We start from the raw sequence: 14,537 nt of genomic DNA, 5'->3' as shown, positions 1-14,537 counted from the left end.
CCCCGAGACACAGAGCTTCCCCGGCGCGAGCCGGGGGAGTTCGCTGGCCATCATCCCCCACCCCCCGATGGTCGCGAACGGAAGGGCGCACTCCTCCCCCATCCCGGATGGCGCCCTTCCACCCCTTTGCGGATCATGCCCCTCAGAGCGGCAGCTGCACCGTGCTCTTGACCTCTTCCAGCACCGCGTAGGTCCGCGTCTCGCGCACGCCCGGCATCTTCACCAGGATGTCGCCGAGGAAGCTGCGATAGGCCTCCATGTCGCGCACGCGGGCCTTGATCAGGTAGTCGAAGCCGCCGGCCACCATGTGGCACTCCAGGATCTCGGGCGCGCGGCGGACCGAGGCGGCGAAGTCCTCGAACACCTCGCCGGTCGTGCGGTCCAGCACCACCTCGACGAAGATCAGCAGCGCCCGGTCGACCTTGGCCGGGTCCAGCAGCGCCGCGTAGCCGGTGATGTAACCGCGCTCGCGCAGGCGCCGGACGCGGTCGAAGGTGGCCGCCGGCGACAGGTTGCAGCGCTTGGCGAGCTCGGCATTGGTGATGCGGCCGTCGGCCTGCAGAACCTTCAACAGCCTGCGATCGGTGTCATCCAGAGCGGAAATGGCCATATCGATCTTTCGTCGAATAAGCTTCGGAAATTAACAGCTACAAACGTAGCACATTCGGGAAGCTTAGCGTTACACCTCCAATCGTTCCAGCCCTGCCCCGCGCCCTCCCCCTCCTAAAAGGCGCCCGGCGAAACGGTCTGACCGTAAGGGCGGAACACACGCGACGCTCGCCCCTCTCCCCCTAACCGGGCGTCGCGCAAGAGAGGAAGGGGCGCGAACTCCCCCAGCACGCGCCCCTTCCTCCCTCCCCATTCCCCTCCAGAAACTTCCGGCGCATCCTTCGCGCGTCCGTTAACCGCGCCAGCTTTCCGCGCTGGAGCGGATGATCATTTTCGGCGCTTTGGCCGAAGAAGATACAGCGCCGCCGCGCGACAAACGAAGCACCTTTGCCCGAAGGCTTGTTAAACCGACGATATCCAAAACCACAGGACCGACCATGACCGACTTGGCCCACTGGGATAGCCTCGACGACGGCAAGTATCGCGACGAAGCCGCGGTGATCGCCGACCTGCTGGCCGCCAAGCCCCTGTCCAGTGAAGACCGCGCCGCCGTCCGCGCCGAGGCCGAGGCCCTGGTCCGCGGCGCCCGCCGCAGCGTCCGCAAGCAGGGCGTGGTCGAAAGCTTCCTGCAGGAGTTCAGCCTGGGCACCCGCGAGGGCCTGGCGCTGATGTGCCTGGCCGAAGCCCTGCTGCGCACGCCCGACGACGACACCCGCGACAAGCTGATCGCCGAGAAGATCGGCTCGGCCGATTGGGCCTCGCACCTGGGCGGTTCCGACAGCCTGTTCGTCAACGCCTCGACCTGGGGCCTGATGCTGACCGGCAAGATCGTCGAGCCCGACGACGACGCCAAGAAGGACCTGCCGGGCTTCATCAAGAAGATGGCTGGTCGGCTGGGCGAGCCCGTCATCCGCGCCGCCGTCGGCCAGGCCATCCGCATCATGGGCGAGCAGTTCGTCCTGGGTCGGACGATCGAAGCCGCCATCAAGCGCGCCGCCAACGACGGCGACATGTGCAGCTTCGACATGCTGGGCGAAGGCGCCCGCACCGCCGCCGACGCCGAGCGCTACGAGAAGTCCTACGCCGACGCCATCGAGACGGTCGGCAGGCTGTCGAACGGCGCCGGCCCCGAGAAGGGCCACGGCGTATCCGTGAAGCTCTCGGCCCTGTGCCCGCGCTACGAGGCCACGCACGAGGACCGGGTGTGGGAGGAGCTCTATCCGCGCACCCTGCGCCTGGCCAAGATCGCCGCCCGCCACAACATCAACTTCACGATCGACGCCGAAGAGGCCGACCGCCTGGCCCTGTCGCTGAAGCTGCTGGACAAGCTGTGCCGCGAGCCCGAGCTGGGCGAATGGCAAGGCCTGGGCCTGGCCGTCCAGGCCTATCAGAAGCGCTGCGGCGAGGTCATCGCCCGTCTGAAGGCGCTGTCGGAGCAAACTGGTCGTAGGCTGATGGTCCGCCTCGTCAAGGGCGCCTATTGGGACAGCGAGATCAAGCGCGGCCAGGTCGCCGGCCGTCCGGACTATCCGGTGTTCACCACCAAGCCGGCCACCGACCTGTCGTACCTGGTCAACGCCAAGGCCCTGGTCGCCGCCGCCCCGCACCTCTACGCTCAGTTCGCCACCCACAACGCCCACACGCTGGCGGCCGTGGTGCGCATGGCCAAGAACGCCGGCGTCAAGATCGAGCATCAGCGCCTGCACGGCATGGGCGAGGCGCTCTACAAGGCCGCCGACGACCTCTATGACGGCATCACCCTGCGAGCCTACGCGCCCGTCGGCGGTCACGAGGACCTGCTGCCCTACCTGGTCCGCCGCCTGCTGGAGAACGGCGCCAACACCAGCTTCGTCCACGCCCTGCTAGACGAGCGCGTGCCGGTCGAGAAGGTCGTCACCGACCCGATCGACACCGTGGAAGCCCACCCCGACCGCCACGCCAAGATCCCGACGCCGATCGAGGTCTATGGTCCGCGCCGCCAGAACTCGGCCGGTCTTGATCTCTCGGTGAAGGCCGACCGCCAGCGCCTGGAAGCGGCGATCACCGCCCTCGACGCCGTCACCCTGTCGGCCGGCCCGCTGATCGGCGGCAAGGTCAGCGCCGGCTCGCCGCCTCTGCCGGTGGTCGCCCCGGCCGACGAGCACAAGGTCGTGGGCGCGGTGTCCGAGGCCCAGGCCTCGCAGATCGACGAAGCCTTCCGCCTGGCCCGCGCCGCCCAGCCCGCCTGGGACCGCAGCGGCGGCGCCGCCCGCGCCAAGGTGCTGCGCGCCATGGCCGATGCGCTGGAAGCCGATATCGACCGCCTGATCGCCATCCTGGCCCGCGAAGCCGGCAAGACCCTGAGCGACGGCATCGCCGAGGTCCGCGAGGCCGTCGATTTCTGCCGCTACTACGCGGTGCTGGCCGAGGATCAGTTCGGCGCCGGCGAGGTCCTCAAGGGTCCGGTCGGCGAGACCAACACGCTCAGCCTGGCCGGCCGCGGCGTCTTCGTCTGCGTCAGCCCGTGGAACTTCCCGCTGGCCATCTTCACCGGCCAGATCGCCGCCGCCCTGGCCGCCGGCAACGCCGTGCTGGCCAAGCCCGCCGAGCAGACCCCGCTGATCGCCAGCGAGGCCGTGAAGCTCTACCACGCCGCGGGCCTCGACCCGCGCCTGCTGGCCCTGCTGCCCGGCCGTGGCGAGACCGTCGGCGCGGCCCTGACCAGCCACGAGGGCCTGGACGGCGTCGCCTTCACCGGCGGCACCGACACCGCCTGGCGGATCAACCAGACGCTCGCGGCCCGCCAAGGCCCGATCGTGCCGTTCATCGCCGAGACCGGCGGCCTCAACGGCATGTTCGTCGACACCACCGCCCAGCGCGAACAGGTCATCGACGACGTCATCCTGTCGGCCTTCGGCTCAGCCGGCCAGCGCTGCTCGGCCCTGCGCCTGCTGTTCCTGCCGGAGGATACCGCCGAGGGCATCATCGACGGCCTGAAGGGCGCGATGGACGCCCTGGTCGTCGGCGATCCGGCCCTGGCCGTCACCGACGTCGGCCCGGTCATCGACGCCGAGGCCCGCGACGCGCTGGAGCAGCATCAAGGCCGCCTGCGCCGCGAGGCCAAGCTGCTGCACAGCCTGAAGGCCCCGGCCAGCGGGACGTTCTTCGCCCCGGTCCTGGCCGAGATCCCGACCGCCGACTTCCTGGAGCGCGAGGTGTTCGGCCCGATCCTGCACGTGGTCCGCTACAAGCCGGAAAACCTGGAAACGGTGGCCGGCGCCCTGGCGGCTCGCCGCTACGGCCTGACGCTTGGCATCCACTCGCGGATCGAGAGCTTCGCGGCCGACGTCCAGCGCCTGGTCCCGGCCGGCAACGCCTACGTCAACCGCTCGATGACCGGCGCCGTCGTCGGCGTCCAGCCGTTCGGCGGCGAGGGCCTATCGGGCACCGGCCCCAAGGCCGGCGGCCCACACGCCCTGCTCCGCTTCGCGGTCGAGCGCGCGGTCAGCGTCAACATCACCGCTCAGGGCGGCGATCCGGCGTTGCTGAATCTGTGATTTGACTCGAAAGGCCATGGACGAGACCCTTCGTCCATGGCCGACGGTTTTGCAGTTCCTCTCGCTCCCGGACAAATCGCCCAGCTTGAAGCTGCTGCGAGAGACTACGGGATGTCCCCTGCGGACTACGCGGCAGCTTTGATCGAAGCTGGCCTGACCGGCGCGCCTCCGAAGATCATCGACCCGGATCCAGCGATCGACGAAGCCATCGCCGACGCCGTCGAGCGTGGCGAAATGTCTTCCATTCCGCTGTCTGAGTTTCGCGAACATCTGCGCCGCTTCGGCGGTCGCGGTTGAGCTTCACTGTCTCGGTTTCAGCACGAGCTCAAAGGGACGCCTCGCGTCTTGATGAGTGGCTCTCGGCCTACGCTCCGCAAGCGGCTGAGCGTCTGGGTATGGCGCTGCTGAAGGCGTTCGACACCTTGACCGAAATGCCGCTGCGAGGTCGCATCGCAGGTCGCACGACGCGTGATCTCAGAGTTCCGTTCGGCCGCGACGCCTATATCATCCGCTACCGCGTCAATGGCACGCATGTGACCGTCACCCGGATCTGGCACAGCCTCGAGAACAGGTAGCCGCCCCTGCTGAATCCCAAATGGTCTATCTTCACAACCGTCACGCGTAGACCCTAAGCTCCCCGCCAATAATTCGGGGAGTCCTCATGCGTTTCCTGCCTCGCGCGGTCGTCGCCGCCGCCCTGTTCGCGCCCGCCGTCGCGGCGGCTCAAGTCGGGCCGATCGTCGGGGACTGGTACGGGACCGTCCAGGCCGGCGGCCAGAAGCTGCCCGTCGTCTTCCACATCAAGCCCGACGGCGCGGCCACGCTGGACAGTCCCGCCCAGTCCGCCATGGGCCTGACCGCCATCGCCACCCTCACCGACGGCAAGGTCAAGGTCGTCCTGCAGGCCATCCCCGCCGCCTTCGTCGGGACCGTCTCGGCCGACGGCCAGAGCCTGGTCGGCAAGTGGGGCCAGAACGGCGGCGGCGCGCCGCTGACCATGACCCGCACCGCGCCGGCCGCCGCGCCCGCGCCCAACCGTCCCCAGACCCCCAAGCCGCCGTTCGACTACCGCAGCGAGGAGGTCAGCTACCTCAACCCCGCCTCCGGCCTGAAGCTGGCCGGGACCCTGACACTTCCGCAGGGCGCCGGCCCCTATCCGGTGGCCCTGCTGATCACCGGCTCGGGCACGCAGGACCGCGACGAGACCATCGAGGGCCACAAGCCGTTCCTGCTGATCGCCGACGCCCTGACCAGGCGCGGCGTGGCGGTGCTGCGGGTCGACGACCGGGCGGCCGGCGGCTCGCAGGCCGGCGATCTCTCCAAGGTCACCACCGCCGACTTCGCCACCGACGTCGAGGCGGGCGTGGCCTTCCTGCGCGGCCGCAAGGACATCGATCCGGCGCGCGTCGGCCTGATCGGCCACAGCGAGGGCGGGGTCATCGCGCCGATGGTGGCGGCCAAGGATCCGAAGATCGCCTTCATCGTGTTGCTGGCGGGCACGGGCGTGCAGGGCGGCAAGGTGTTGGCGACCCAAGCCCACGACCTGGCCCTGGCCAACGGCGCCTCGCCCGAGGCGGCCAAGAAGCAGGGCGACACGGTCGGCGTGGCCACGCTGCTGGTGCGGATGCAGCCCGACGCGGCCTCGGCCAAGGCCAAGATCGTCGCCCTGCTGACAGGCCTGGGCGCACCGCAAGCCGCCGCCGAAGCGCAAGGTCAGCTGCTGACCTCGCCCTGGTTCGACTACTTCATCAAGCTGGACCCGACCGAAGCCCTGCGTCAGGTCCGCTGCCCGGTGCTGGCCCTGAACGGCGACAAGGACGCCAATGTCTCGGCCGCCGTGAACCTGCCGGCGATCAAGGCCGCCCTGGTCCAGAGCCCGGACGTCACCACCACCGCCTTGCCGGGCCTCAACCACATCTTCCAGACCGTGGGGAGCCATCGCTCCACCGACTACGGCGCGATCGAAGAGACCATGGCCCCCGTCGCCCTGGCCACGATCGTCGATTGGACCGTCGCCCACACGGTGAAGAAATGACCGCCTCGCGCCGCCAGCTGCTCATCGGCCTCGCCGCGCTTCCGGCCCTCGGCGCGGCCAAGGCGCCGAGCGGGTTCGTGGCCGTCACCGACGGCCGTCTCACCCTCGACGGCAAGCCCTACCGCTTCGCCGGCGCGAACCTGTGGTACGGGGCCTGGCTAGGCTCGCCCGGCGCGACCGGCGACCGCGCGCGGCTGGGGCGGGAGCTCGACCGGCTGAAGGCCCTGGGCGTCACCAACCTGCGGGTCCTGGGCGCGGGCGAGCGCTCTCCGGCCAAGGCGGCCGTGTCGCCGACCATGCAGGAAGAGCCCGGCATCTACAGCGCCGACTTGCTGAAGGGCCTGGATTTCCTGCTCGCCGAGATGGCCCGCCGCGAGATGAAGGCGGTGATCTACGTCAACAACTTCTGGGACTGGTCTGGCGGCATGCCGGCCTATCTGAACTGGGTCGGCAATGGCCCATGGTTCGAGGCCGGCGACCCGAAACATCCGTGGCCGGACTATGCGGACTATTCGGCCCGCTTCTATGCCGACGCCAAGGCCAACGCCCTGTTCCGCCGCTACCTGACCAGCCTGGTCCAGCGGACCAACAGCATTACCGGCCAGCCCTATCGCGACGATCCGACGATCATGGCCTGGCAACTGGCCAACGAGCCACGTCCGGGCGGCACCGAGGCCAACGCCGACAAGCTCCTACCACCCTACTACGCCTGGATCCGCGAGACCTCGGCCCTGATCAAGTCGCTCGACCCACGCCACCTGGTCTGCACCGGCAGCGAGGGCAGCATGGGGTGTCTGCGCAGCGAGGCCTGCGCGCTGGAGGCCCACAAGCCGGCCACCATCGACTACGTCACCCTGCACGTCTGGCCCAACAACTGGAGCTGGATCGATCCCAAGAACCAGCCGGCCACGTACGACGCCGGCGAGGCCCGCTGCCGCGACTACGTCACGCGCCACATCGCCCTGGCCAAGTCACTGAACAAGCCGCTGGTCATCGAGGAGTTCGGCCTGATCCGTGATAGTCGCGCCTTCGTCCCGGGTTCGGCGACAGCCGACAAGGACCGCTTCTACCGGACGATCTACGGCCTGGCGCTCGACGACATGAAGGCCGGCGGCCCCACGGCCGGGACCAACTTCTGGGCCTGGAACGGCGAAGGCCGCGCCCAGCACCCCGACGCCTGGTTCGCCAGCGGCGACAAAAGCTTCGTCGGCGATCCGCCACAGGAGGAGCAGGGCCTCTACGGCGTCTTCGACACCGACAAGGCCACTCTGGCGGTGATCGCCGAGCACGCGGCGGCGGTGCGGGCGCTCTAGGCCAGCTTCGCCAGCGCCTGGGACAGCCGAGCGCGGCGGCCTCGGGTCACGCGCAGGATTTGGCCGTCGGCCATGGCGACCTCGGCGTCGCCGTTCGAGAGGGCCGAGACCGTCCGCACGCCCGCCACCGCAACGATGGTCCGACGGTGGATGCGCACGAAGCGCTCGGGGTCGAGGCGGCCTTCCAGGTCGTCCAGCGTGCGGCGCACCAGGTAGGTGACACCGGCGGCGCGGATGGCCTGGTAGTTGCCCTGGCTCTCGATCCGGTCGATGTCGCGAGGGTGGATGACGAGGGCCCGGCCGCGCTCGCTGAACACCAGGCCCTCGGGCGGCGTCCGCTCGCGCCGGACCAGCAGCACGAAGCCCAGGAAGACCGACAGGCCGAACACCAGCAGCACGAAATTGGCCGCCAGCTCCTGGCGGACCTCGCGCAGGCTGGGGAAGGCGCGGCCATCCAGCAGCCAGGCCTCCAGCAGGCACGAGACGACGATCAGGACGACGGCCAAAACCGGCACGCCCAGGCCGCGCGTCCGGTTGCCCGCGCGGGCCAGCGCCAGCACCGTCGGCGTCGCGGCCGCGCCCAGGGCGCCGGCGGCCAGCAGGCGCGTGACCTCCCGCAGCCACGGCGGCGGGACGCTGGCGGCGGCCAGGTTGCCGGGCTCCAGCGCGCAGACCAGCGCCAGCCAATAGAGGAAGCCCACCGCCAGCCAGCCGGGGCCGGACAGGCGCTCGAGGCGCGGAAGGGAAAGCGACGAACCCATGCCGTATTTGCGCCGGTCCAGCCGCCGCCGTCCACGCCTCTCGCGGCGAAGTGACGAACCGAGGCCTGGGCGGGACGAACCGGTCTTACCGAACGGCGCGCCAGACGCGACGCTGAAGCTCTGGTCTTGGGGAGGCGAAGCGATGCGTTGGGTGATGGCGGCGGTGCTGTGGGGGATGGCGAGCCTGGCGATAGCCGGGCCGATCGCGCAGCTGGACACCGGACAGGTCGAAGGTGTCGAGGCCAAGAGCGTCCGCGCCTTCCTCGGCCTGCCCTACGCCCAGCCGCCGGTCGGCGAGCTGCGCTGGCGAGCCCCACGTCCAGTAACGCCGTGGACGGGCGTCCGCGCCTCGACCGCCTTCGCCCCCGCCTGCCCGCAGCAGGGCGTGTCGATGCCCGGCGAACCGCCGCCTCGGACCGCCGAGGACTGCCTCTATCTGAACGTCTGGACGCCCGCGAAGCCCAGGGGGCGGCTGCCGGTCATCGTCTGGATCCACGGCGGCGGCTGGACCAACGGCGCGACGTCGCTGCCGCTCTATGCCGGCGACGCCCTGGCCAAGCGCGGCGTGGTGGTCGTGTCGATCGCCTATCGCCTGGGGGCGTTGGGCTTCCTGGCCCATCCGGCCTTGAGTGCGGAGGACGGCGGATCGTCGGGCGACTACGGCCTGATGGACCAGGTCGCGGCCCTGCGCTGGGTCCAGCGCAACATCGGCGCGTTCGGGGGCGATCCCGGCAATGTCAACATCGCAGGCCAGTCGGCCGGGGCGATGTCGGTCAGCCTGCTGCTGGCCTCGTCCGAGGCCAAGGGCCTGTTCCACCGCGCCATCGCGCAGAGCGGCGGAGTGTTCGAGCCTCTGACCCTGGCGCCCAGCTACCACCTCGCCCAGGCCGAGAAGGACGGCGCGGCCTTCACCGACAAGCTCGGCGCCAACACGGCGGCACAACTGCGAGCCCTGCCGGTCGAGGCCCTGACCGCGCCCGGCGCGGCGCGCCTGGGCCATCCGGTGATCGGCGCGCGGGTCCTGCCGCTGGCGCCGTGGGACGCCTACGCCGCCCGGAGCCAGACCCGCGTCCCGCTGCTGCTGGGCTACAACGCCGAGGAGGCGCGGTCGCTGACCGACCTCACAACCATACGGGCCGCAACCTTCCAGGCGGACGTCGCCAAGACCTTCGGCCCGCTGCCGCCCGCCCTGCTGGCCGGCTATCCGTTTACCGACGACACGAGCGCCCAGGCCGCGCGAGGCGCGTTCGAGCGCGACCTGCGCTTTGGCTGGGACATGTGGGCCTGGGCGCGGCTGCAGGCGCGGGCGGGGGCGCCCGTCTACCTCTACCGCTTCTCGCGCCGGCCGCCGTTTCCGGCTGGATCGGTCCGAGCCGGCTGGGGCGCGTCGCACTTCGCCGAGCTCTGGTACATGTTCGGTCATCTCGACCAGGAGCCCTGGGCCTGGACCGAGACCGACCGCCGGCTGTCGGCGACCATGGTCGATCAGTGGATCGCCTTTGCCCGCGCCGGCGACCCGAACGGTGACGGCCGTCCGGCCTGGCCCCGGTTCGACGAGGCCACTCCACAGGCGCTTGAGCTGGGCGACACGATCACAGCCCAGCCCTTCTCGCCTGGCCCGCTGACCGGCTTCGACGCGGTCTACGGCGCGGTGAGGACGCGGTAGCGACCACATCCATCGCAAGAATACCAATGGCGATCAGACATCCACGCTGCATATGATCGCCGCATGAACCTGCGCGCGATCGACCTGAACCTGCTGGTGGTGCTGGACGCCTTGCTGGACGAGGCCCACGTCTCGCGCGCGGCGCGTCGCCTGAACCTGTCGCAGCCGGCGACCTCGGCCAGCCTGGCCCGGCTGCGGCGGCTGTTCGACGACCCGCTGCTGGAGCGGTTCGACGGCGCCATGCGCCTGACGCCCACGGCCGAGAGCCTGCGCGTCCGGCTCAAGGATCTGCTGGCCCAGACCGACGCCCTGTTCGAGCTCCAGCCGCCCGCCCTGGAGACGGTGCGGCGCGCCGTCCGCGTGGCCACCGCCGACCACATGGCCGCCCGCGTCACCGAGCAGCTCCATGCCCGGCTGGCGGCCACCGCGCCGGGGATCGACCTGATCTTCCAGCCCTATCACGGCCCCGAAAGCGCGGTGGACGGCCTGATGAAGGCGACCACGGACCTGGCCATCACGCGCCTGCCGCACGCCGCGCCGCCGATCCGCCGCGAGGAGCTGTTCGAGGAACGCTGGCGGGTGCTGATGCGCCGCGATCACCCCGCCGCCACGGGTTTCGACCTGGAGCGATGGCTGGCCTATCCGCACCTCTTGGTGTCCGGCGTCGGCGACCCGCGCGGCTCGGCCGACGAGACCCTGGCGAAGATGGGCCTGGCGCGCCGGGTGTCGGTCGTCGTGCCCAGCTTCCTGATCGCCCTGCCGCTGCTGCGCGCCTCCGACCTGATCTGCCTGGCCCCCACGCATAGCCTGCCGCTGAGCGACATGGAGGCCCTGGTCGCCTTCCCGCCGCCCGTGCCGATCGCGCCGTTCGCGGTGCATCTGGCCTGGCACGCGCGCCACGACGCCGACGTCGCCACCCAGCATGTCGCCAACACCTTGAGGACCCTGACGCTCTAGCCGGATCATCCACTGGGTCGATAATTCAAAATACCATTCATCGATTGGGCGAATAAGCGTCATCCCGCGAACAGTCCGCGCGCGCTGAAGGTCCGCCCGTCGCGGGGCCGGCGCATCTGTTCGGAGACGTCGATGATTTCGCCCCCGTCGCGCAGGCAGGCGCTCGGCCTTGGCGCCTCAGGCCTGGCCCTGGCCGTTTCCGGCTGCGCGGCCATTCGTCCCCGCAAGCCCGAGGCGGCGCTGGTCCGCTACAGCCGCGACCTGCCGATTCCGCCGACGCTGCAGCCGACGCGGATCGACGCCGCCGGCGCGCACTACGAGATCGAACAGCGCGAGGCGGCCCTCGATATCCTGCCGGGGCTGAAGACCACGGCCTGGACCTATGGCGGGACCTTTCCCGGGCCGACGATCCGGGCGGGGCGAGGGACGCCGGTCATCGTCCGCCACGTCAACAAGCTGTCGACGCCGACCGTGGTCCACCTGCACGGCGGACGCACGCCGCCAGCCTCGGACGGCTTTCCGACCGACGCCATCTTTCCCAGCAGCTTCACGGGACCGGCCTTCGCCATGTGCGGCCCGGGCGTCGACCTGTCGACCGTCCAGGCCACGATCGGCGACACGCGGGCCTATGTCTATCCGAACGACCAGCCCGCCGCGACGCTCTGGTACCACGACCACTGCATGGGCGGCTCGGGCCGCAACACCTATATGGGCCTGGCCGGCTTCTACATCCTCGACGACAAGGAAGAGGCCGCCCTGCCCCTGCCGCGCGGCGACCAGGACGTGCCGCTGATGATCTGCACCCGACGCTTCGCGGCCGACGGAGCGTTCGTCTACGACCATCACGGCTATACCGGCGCCGGTGGTCCGGTGATGCTGGTCAACGGCGCGCCGTGGCCGCGCCTGAAGGTCCAGCGCCGCAAGTACCGCCTGCGCCTGCTGAACGCCGACAACGCCAGCCCGCTGGACCTGGCGCTGGAGGACGGACGGCCGATGGTCCAGATCGCCTCGGACGGCGGCCTGCTGGAGCATCCCGTCCCGCTGACCCACCTGCCCCTGGCCATGGCCGAGCGCGCCGAGGTGGTGGTCGACTTCGCCGACTGCGCCGACGGCCAGATGCTGCTGCTGCTGAACCGCCGAGGTAAGGACGGCATGGCCGAGATCATGCGGTTCGAGGTCGTGGGCGGCGCGGTGGAGGACCCCGCCCGAATCCCCGAGCGCCTGACCACGATCGAGCGCCTGCGCCCGGAAGACGCCGTGCGGCTGCGCGACTTCACCTTCGGGGCCAAGCCGATCGCCAGGCTGCAATTTCCGCCGATCGTCTGGACCATCAACGGCCGCCGCTTCGATCCTGAGCGGATCGACGCCGCGCCCAAGCTGGGCGAGGTCGAGATCTGGCGCTTCACCTACGAGAAGACGCCCTTCCCCAAGCATTGCCACCCGCCGCATGTCCACCTGACCCACTTCCAGGTGCTGGAGCGTAACGGCAAGCCGCCGCCGCCCCACGAGGGCGGCTGGAAGGATACGGTGTCCCTGGAGGGCGACGAGACGGTCAGCGTGGTGGTGCGCTTCGACGGCTATCGCGGCCGCTACCTGCTGCATTGCCATAATCTTGAACACGAAGATCACGATATGATGGCGCGCTTCGACGTGGTCTGACGGCGCCAAATTAGTGGATTGTCACCGGTGTCACTCGTGCTACCGCTACCGCGAAGCGCCCCAAGAAAGCGCTCGGAGGACGTATGGACACCACCCGCCGCACCCTGATCACCGGCGCCGCCGCCCTGGCCGCCTATGCCGCCCTGCCGAGCGCCGGCTATGCGGCGCAGAAGCGCTCGCCGGTGGTGGCGACCACGGCCGGCAAGGTGCGCGGCTATGCCGACGGCGAGGTCAGTGTGTTCAAGGGCCTGCGCTACGGCCAGGACACCGGCGGCGCGCGCCGCTTCTCCGCCCCCGTGAAGCCCGAGCCCTGGACCGACGTGAAGGACGCCCTGACCTATGGCGCGTCCTGCCCGCAGGGCAAGGGCGAGGACGAGACCCAGGGCGAGGACTGCCTGTTCCTCAACGTCTGGACCCCAGCCAAGGCGTCGAAGGCCGGTCTCGCCGACGGCGGCAAGCGGCCGGTGATGTTCTACATCCACGGCGGGGCCTACAACACGGGCTCGGGCAGCCATCCCTGGTACGAGGGGACGAAGCTGGCCAAGCGTAGCGACGTGGTGGTGGTCACCGTGAACCACCGCCTGAACGCCTTCGGCTATCTGTATCTCGCCCGCCTGTTCAACGATCCGTCGGTGGCCGACAGCGGCAATAACGGCCAGCTGGACTTGGTCCTGGCCCTGCAATGGGTGCGCGACAACATCGCCGCGTTCGGGGGCGATCCGAGCCGGGTGATGCTGTTTGGCCAGTCGGGCGGCGGGGCCAAGATCGCCACCCTGCTGGCCCAGCCGAACGCCAAGGGCCTGTTCCACCGCGCCGCCACCATGAGCGGCCAGCAGGTCACCGCCGGCGGCCCGTTCAACGCCACCAAGCGCGCCAAGGCCTTCATGGACAAGACCGGCGCCAAGGACCTGGCGGCCCTGCGCGCCCTGCCCGCCGACAAGATGGTCGAGGGTCTGCGGGCTGTCGATCCGATCGCCGGCTCGGGCGGGGTCTATATGGGTCCGGTGCTGGACGAGCGGACCCTGACCCGCCACCCGTTCTTCCCGGACGCCTCGCCGGTGGGCCTCGGCGTTCCGATGATGTGCGGCAACACCCACGACGAGACCAAGGGTTTCATCGGCTGGGACGCCAGCGTGTTCCCCAAGAGCTGGGACGAGGTGATCGCCAAGCTGCCGGGGCAGTTCAACGCCCGCATCGACATCGCCCCCGAGACGGTGGTGGCCTTCTACCGCCAGACCTATCCGAACTATTCGCCGTCGGACGTCTATTTCGCCGCTTCGACGGCCGGTCGTTCGTGGAAGGCGGCGATCATCCAGGACGAGGAGCGCGCCAAGGCCGGCGCGCCGGCCTTCGCCTACCAGGTCAATTGGAAGTCGCCCAAGGACGGCGGGATCTTCGGCGCGCCGCACACCATCGACATCGGCCTGGTGTTCGGCACGCTGGACGCCAAGGGCTCGATCGTCGGGACGGGGCCGGAGTCGGTGGCTATGTCCAACACGGTCAGCGACGCCTTCGTCCGCTTCGCCGCCACGGGCGATCCGAACGGCGGGACCCTGCCCAAGTGGGAGCCCTATGCGCTGCCCCGCCGCCAGACGATGGTGTTCGACAACACCTCGCGGCTGGAGGACGACCCGCGCGGGGCCGAACGCGAGTTCTTCAACCGCGTGCCGTTCACTCAGTTCGGGACTTGATCTCGTAGGGCGGAGCCGGCGGTAGGTGCTCGATGAGGATCCGCGCCGTCAGTTCGCGTTCAGGCGCGATCGGGGGCGGCTCGCCGAACACGGTCTGCCAGAGGGCGATCCACGCCTTACGCTCTTCGTACTCCACGGGGCGGGACTCCTTCACAGGGAGTCAAATGGCTCGGCGGAACGAGGGGTTGCTGGTTAACGCGGGGGTAACCAAGCTTTCGTGCTGAAGCTTGCGTTCGGAATCTGCTCCCCCTCTGGGGGAGCTGTCGGCGAAGCCGACTGAGGGGGCAGCACCGCCATCGCCGCGCGGGGG

At 69.9% G+C, this 14,537-nt stretch carries 11 protein-coding genes; 9 read left to right on the top strand and 2 right to left on the bottom strand.

Annotation, left to right across the window (positions count from 1 at the left end):
* Window positions 1–142: 142 nt before the first annotated feature.
* Window positions 143–610 carry an Lrp/AsnC ligand binding domain-containing protein gene (locus tag AC07YH_RS22210; RefSeq protein ID WP_494749096.1) on the bottom strand — a complete coding sequence of 156 codons (468 nt, stop codon included), beginning with the start codon at window positions 608–610 and terminating at the stop codon, window positions 143–145.
* 445 nt (window positions 611–1,055) lie between these two features.
* Between AC07YH_RS22210 and putA the strand changes: the two genes are divergently transcribed.
* From putA to AC07YH_RS22185, 5 genes are all read left to right on the top strand, one after another.
* Window positions 1,056–4,145, top strand: coding sequence for a bifunctional proline dehydrogenase/L-glutamate gamma-semialdehyde dehydrogenase PutA (gene putA / locus AC07YH_RS22205; protein ID WP_494749117.1), 3,090 nt, complete (start codon window positions 1,056–1,058; stop codon window positions 4,143–4,145).
* Between the two features lie 36 nt (window positions 4,146–4,181).
* Window positions 4,182–4,442: an antitoxin gene (locus AC07YH_RS22200; RefSeq protein WP_494749095.1), complete on the top strand. Its 261-nt coding sequence runs from the start codon at window positions 4,182–4,184 to the stop codon at window positions 4,440–4,442.
* Window positions 4,439–4,720 carry a type II toxin-antitoxin system RelE/ParE family toxin gene (locus AC07YH_RS22195; protein WP_494749094.1) on the top strand — a complete coding sequence of 94 codons (282 nt, stop codon included), beginning with the start codon at window positions 4,439–4,441 and terminating at the stop codon, window positions 4,718–4,720. The genes AC07YH_RS22200 and AC07YH_RS22195 overlap by 4 nt, the downstream gene beginning before the upstream one ends.
* Before the next feature lie 86 nt (window positions 4,721–4,806).
* Complete coding sequence (locus AC07YH_RS22190) at window positions 4,807–6,180, top strand: alpha/beta hydrolase family protein (RefSeq protein WP_494749093.1); 1,374 nt, start codon at window positions 4,807–4,809, stop codon at window positions 6,178–6,180.
* Window positions 6,177–7,493 carry a glycoside hydrolase 5 family protein gene (locus AC07YH_RS22185; protein ID WP_494749092.1) on the top strand — a complete coding sequence of 439 codons (1,317 nt, stop codon included), beginning with the start codon at window positions 6,177–6,179 and terminating at the stop codon, window positions 7,491–7,493. Before AC07YH_RS22190 ends, AC07YH_RS22185 begins: the two co-directional genes overlap by 4 nt.
* Here AC07YH_RS22185 and AC07YH_RS22180 read toward each other — a convergent pair.
* Entirely contained in the window at window positions 7,490–8,254 is a 765-nt protein-coding gene (locus AC07YH_RS22180; protein WP_494749091.1) for a LytTR family DNA-binding domain-containing protein, read from the bottom strand. The two genes, AC07YH_RS22185 and AC07YH_RS22180, sit on opposite strands and share 4 nt — an antisense overlap.
* Before the next feature lie 142 nt (window positions 8,255–8,396).
* Between AC07YH_RS22180 and AC07YH_RS22175 the strand changes: the two genes are divergently transcribed.
* From AC07YH_RS22175 to AC07YH_RS22160, 4 genes are all read left to right on the top strand, one after another.
* Window positions 8,397–9,920, top strand: coding sequence for a carboxylesterase/lipase family protein (locus AC07YH_RS22175; RefSeq protein WP_494749090.1), 1,524 nt, complete (start codon window positions 8,397–8,399; stop codon window positions 9,918–9,920).
* A gap of 63 nt (window positions 9,921–9,983) precedes the next feature.
* Window positions 9,984–10,877, top strand: a complete 894-nt coding sequence (locus AC07YH_RS22170) for a LysR family transcriptional regulator (protein WP_494749089.1) — start codon at window positions 9,984–9,986, stop codon at window positions 10,875–10,877.
* Between the two features lie 132 nt (window positions 10,878–11,009).
* The gene (locus tag AC07YH_RS22165) at window positions 11,010–12,536 is read left to right on the top strand and encodes a multicopper oxidase family protein (protein WP_494749088.1); all 1,527 of its coding nucleotides are present in this window, start codon (window positions 11,010–11,012) and stop codon (window positions 12,534–12,536) included.
* A gap of 83 nt (window positions 12,537–12,619) precedes the next feature.
* Window positions 12,620–14,227 carry a carboxylesterase/lipase family protein gene (locus AC07YH_RS22160; RefSeq protein WP_494749087.1) on the top strand — a complete coding sequence of 536 codons (1,608 nt, stop codon included), beginning with the start codon at window positions 12,620–12,622 and terminating at the stop codon, window positions 14,225–14,227.
* The last annotated feature ends 310 nt before the right edge of the window (window positions 14,228–14,537 follow it).

Source organism: Caulobacter sp. GW456-12-1-14-TSB4 (assembly GCF_059424195.1).
The sequence above is the reverse complement of the archived record's forward strand: the minus strand, read 5'-3'. Positions and strand labels throughout refer to the sequence as shown.

Coding starts and splice junctions, on each gene's coding strand:
- AC07YH_RS22210 (WP_494749096.1), bottom strand. CDS start 610: ATGGCCATTTCCGCTCTGGATGACACCGATCGCAGGCTGTTGAAGGTT.
- AC07YH_RS22200 (WP_494749095.1), top strand. CDS start 4,182: ATGGCCGACGGTTTTGCAGTTCCTCTCGCTCCCGGACAAATCGCCCAG.
- AC07YH_RS22190 (WP_494749093.1), top strand. CDS start 4,807: ATGCGTTTCCTGCCTCGCGCGGTCGTCGCCGCCGCCCTGTTCGCGCCC.
- AC07YH_RS22185 (WP_494749092.1), top strand. CDS start 6,177: ATGACCGCCTCGCGCCGCCAGCTGCTCATCGGCCTCGCCGCGCTTCCG.
- AC07YH_RS22180 (WP_494749091.1), bottom strand. CDS start 8,254: ATGGGTTCGTCGCTTTCCCTTCCGCGCCTCGAGCGCCTGTCCGGCCCC.
- AC07YH_RS22175 (WP_494749090.1), top strand. CDS start 8,397: ATGCGTTGGGTGATGGCGGCGGTGCTGTGGGGGATGGCGAGCCTGGCG.
- AC07YH_RS22170 (WP_494749089.1), top strand. CDS start 9,984: ATGAACCTGCGCGCGATCGACCTGAACCTGCTGGTGGTGCTGGACGCC.
- AC07YH_RS22165 (WP_494749088.1), top strand. CDS start 11,010: ATGATTTCGCCCCCGTCGCGCAGGCAGGCGCTCGGCCTTGGCGCCTCA.
- AC07YH_RS22160 (WP_494749087.1), top strand. CDS start 12,620: ATGGACACCACCCGCCGCACCCTGATCACCGGCGCCGCCGCCCTGGCC.